This is a genomic window from Candidatus Woesearchaeota archaeon (assembly GCA_020854775.1).
Taxonomy (GTDB): domain Archaea; phylum Nanobdellota; class Nanobdellia; order Woesearchaeales; family 21-14-0-10-32-9; genus 21-14-0-10-32-9.
In genome coordinates this window covers 1-2,852 of record JAHKLZ010000030.1, presented here as the reverse complement: position 1 = coordinate 2,852, position 2,852 = coordinate 1, and the positions used below count along the sequence as shown (strand labels likewise).

Annotated in this window: 9 protein-coding genes; all 9 read left to right on the top strand. The window is 32.6% G+C overall.

The window, feature by feature from the left end:
- Positions 1-655, top strand: a 655-nt coding sequence (locus tag KO361_05115) for a hypothetical protein (protein MCC7574946.1), incomplete at its 5' end; no start/stop codon positions are given.
- Positions 656-770: 115 nt separating this feature from the next.
- Positions 771-1,070: a hypothetical protein gene (locus KO361_05110; protein ID MCC7574945.1), complete on the top strand. Its 300-nt coding sequence runs from the start codon at positions 771-773 to the stop codon at positions 1,068-1,070.
- A gap of 1 nt (position 1,071) precedes the next feature.
- Positions 1,072-1,296, top strand: coding sequence for a hypothetical protein (locus KO361_05105; protein MCC7574944.1), 225 nt, complete (start codon positions 1,072-1,074; stop codon positions 1,294-1,296).
- A 95-nt stretch (positions 1,297-1,391) separates the two neighbouring features.
- Complete coding sequence (locus KO361_05100; protein ID MCC7574943.1) at positions 1,392-1,565, top strand: hypothetical protein; 174 nt, start codon at positions 1,392-1,394, stop codon at positions 1,563-1,565.
- Positions 1,562-1,786 carry a hypothetical protein gene (locus tag KO361_05095; GenBank protein MCC7574942.1) on the top strand — a complete coding sequence of 75 codons (225 nt, stop codon included), beginning with the start codon at positions 1,562-1,564 and terminating at the stop codon, positions 1,784-1,786. Before KO361_05100 ends, KO361_05095 begins: the two co-directional genes overlap by 4 nt.
- A 2-nt stretch (positions 1,787-1,788) precedes the next feature.
- Positions 1,789-1,986 (top strand): hypothetical protein, encoded by a 198-nt coding sequence (locus tag KO361_05090; GenBank protein MCC7574941.1) that lies wholly within the window; start codon positions 1,789-1,791, stop codon positions 1,984-1,986.
- Between the two features lie 2 nt (positions 1,987-1,988).
- Entirely contained in the window at positions 1,989-2,159 is a 171-nt protein-coding gene (locus KO361_05085; protein ID MCC7574940.1) for a hypothetical protein, read from the top strand.
- Complete coding sequence (locus KO361_05080) at positions 2,137-2,385, top strand: hypothetical protein (protein ID MCC7574939.1); 249 nt, start codon at positions 2,137-2,139, stop codon at positions 2,383-2,385. The genes KO361_05085 and KO361_05080 overlap by 23 nt, the downstream gene beginning before the upstream one ends.
- Before the next feature lie 84 nt (positions 2,386-2,469).
- Complete coding sequence (locus tag KO361_05075) at positions 2,470-2,685, top strand: hypothetical protein (protein MCC7574938.1); 216 nt, start codon at positions 2,470-2,472, stop codon at positions 2,683-2,685.
- The last annotated feature ends 167 nt before the right edge of the window (positions 2,686-2,852 follow it).

Genomic DNA, 2,852 nt, shown 5'->3' with positions numbered 1-2,852 from the left:
CGGACATTCTAAAAAAAGAGTCTTGTATTGCAGTAGTGAAATGACACCAATGGAATTATCCAGAAGGATACTAAGCAATGAAATGGATAAAAACATCATGGATTTCAGAAGTGGGTATTTTCAGCAAGGCGAAAAAGAAGCTATGACTAAAGTAGCTGAAACAATAGGAGATGAATGGAATCTTAATATCAAGAAAGTATCCACCATTGAAGACATCAGAAAATACATCAATAAGTATGACCCGGAAATAGTCTTTATAGATTACCTTCAAAATTTAGACCGAAGGGGGGCAAGGTCCGATTATGAAAGGGTAAGCAACAATATCAAGGATTTACAGGGAATTACTTTAGACAAAGAAATCGTAACATTTGTAGTTAGCCAATTATCACGAAACAAAGAACGAATCCGACCACCAAGAATGACAGACTTAAGGGATTCAGGACGCATAGAAGAAGTAAGCAATATTGTAATGTTGATTTATTGGGAAAACCGATTGAAAGAAAAAACCGAAATAAGAAAAGGCGGAGAGCCTGCAGAAGAAATAGAAATCAGAATTACCAAAAACCGAGACGGAACTATCGGGAATATTGAATTAGAATTCTATCCGGAATACTCTAAAATCATGGAAGAAGAAAAATATGAAATCGAATATTAAAGACATAGTTTATGAAGAAGAAAAAAAGAAAATCATAGCCAAAAACTTAACTTCTGAAGAGTATGAAAAAGAAATTAAACTTTTGTGTGAGAAAATAGATTATTAGGAGGTAAACATGAATAATGGTTATCAGCCAGATAAAGGACATCTTAATCCAAAAAACCCACCAAAAGGCGGGAGTGGAGTTCCTAATAAAATAATAAAAGGCAAGATAGCAATAACACAAGGCATGACAGAACTTGAGAAAGCGAAAAGATGGTTTTATGGTTTGGATTATTCGGAAAAGCTTGAATTGTTAGAAATGTATATTGACCCGGACGATTTGAGGGGAGAGATTGGAAACTTCTATCATTATTTGGAGAATGAGCTAAAATTGGAAATGTATCGGGAAAACAAGGATATATACGGAGAGTAAAATGGAAAAATTAATTATAGAAAATCATACTGATTTAAAAATGAATGAGGCTTTAAGATATGCAAAGATGGTTATTAAACAGGGCAGAATATCAGAAACATCAAAAGGGAAACAATATTGTTTTTGTACATGGTTTCAGGAAAGCGATATTGTGGTTTATGCCGACAAAAACAAAAAATCAGATAGATTGATAGTATGCCCGGAAAGGAAAAAGCCTATGAGATAAATTTGTTGGACATAATGAGGAAAAAATCTTGATAAGATAAGGGTCAAAATGAGGGAGTGTCAATCACCGGCACTCCCAAAACAAAAGGAGAGAAGATGGCTAAAATAATATTTTGTCAAAAATGCAAAAAAGAAATCGACAGGAACGAAATTTATGTACCGCAGACTGAAGGTAAGTACAAAATGAGGAAACTATGTAAGGATTGTTTTATCAAGGTATTAAATAGTAGTTTTAACGGAAATGGCGAAGTAAAGGGAAGTAAAAAATGAAAATAATTTTAATACTGGTAATCTTAATAACAAGTTTAATGATGTACCAGAATTATCAACAGAGATTACTTATTGATGATTTATATCGAATTGTTGAAAGCCATAACGACGCTCTGATTCTACAACACACGATGATGAAAGGAATGGCGCAGAGCCACGGGAAAGCAGTAGATATGCTGGAAGTAATTCAAGGGAAAATGATTTGGGAAATGGAGTGGTAAAAATGATTGATTTTATTGTAGGGTTTATTTTGATTTGGATTTTAGTTGGACTTTTTGGGGTTATATTCTGGATATTATATGATGCTTTTTTAGAGGAATTTTTATATGATTCAGAAAATAGAAAAAAATTAATTATATTCTTTAAAGTAACAGGAATTATAACCTTATTAATTGTTATTGCTTTTGAGATTTGGGGGTAAAAATGAGAAAATTCAAACTACAGATAAAATTTGAAGCCGGTGATGAAATAGACATAGGAGTTTTTAATCGGGTTATTGACGCAATAGTAAATACAGCTATGAATATTAAAGACTGCATTGTAACCGAAACCAAGGTAGAAGAATTGGAAAATGAGCATAGAGAAAAACTATGAAAAACTTATAAAAAAGAATAAAAAGGATTGGCGAGGTCTGGGATTTTGTATAGATTGTATGTATTACGGAAATTGCTCTTATAGGACTTATGAGCAGATTCAAAGAGGAACTAACTCCAACAGACCAAATTGTCCTTACTGGAAAGAATATCAAGAAATTTTAAGGAGGAAAAATGAAAGAAAAGTTGGAAGAAAAGTTATTAAAATTATACCAAGCCAGAGATAAATTAGATGACAAAATCAGGAAAACCAAAATAGAGTTAAGGCGGGTAACGTTAGACGAGGTTTGGAGAGAAAAGGTTGTGAGGAAATGAAAAAACAGGATTATAACGAAGTAGAAATAATGAGCGGAAAAGATACTTTTGATGTTCAGGTAAAAATAAATGGTAAAGATATAGCAAAAGAAATTATCGGTTTTGAGTTTAAATTGATAGCAGGGGAATATCCGCAATTAATAGCATATTATCCGATAGGTAAATTCGAAATCAAAAGCGCAAAAACGGATACAATATATAAAAATAGATAGGGAGGACAATCAGGCAAGGGTTTGCATTAGCTCTGTTTTCTCTTGCCTGCCTTCCTGAAAAACAGATTGGAGTTTTGAATGCAAATACGGAAAAAACGGAAAAATAAAATCAGTTTAAGAGAAAAAAATATCAAAATAACTACATTAATGGGATATTGGGCGAAATG